Below are 239 nucleotides of genomic sequence, written 5' to 3' on the forward strand. Positions count from 1 at the left end.
TGGTTCTCGATGATGCCGTTGTGGACCAGGGCCACGCCGTGGCTGATGTGCGGGTGGGCATTGGCCTCGGTCACCCCACCATGCGTTGCCCAGCGGGTGTGGCCGATGCCGAGCATGGCGTCGAAGCCTTCGCTGGCGGCGGCCTTCTCCATCTCGGCCACGCGGCCGGTGCGGCGCACGCGACGCACGTCCGGCTGGGCCTGGCGCTGGTCGAGCACGGCGATGCCGGAGGAATCGTA

The 239-nt window shown here is 70.3% G+C and carries 1 pseudogene; it reads right to left on the minus strand.

Annotated features, from left to right (window positions below):
- Nucleotides 1-239, minus strand: a pseudogene (locus AC06FD_RS20475) (glutamine--fructose-6-phosphate transaminase (isomerizing)); the annotation flags it as partial.

It is taken from the genome of Stenotrophomonas sp. Steno-Z1, assembly GCF_056393175.1.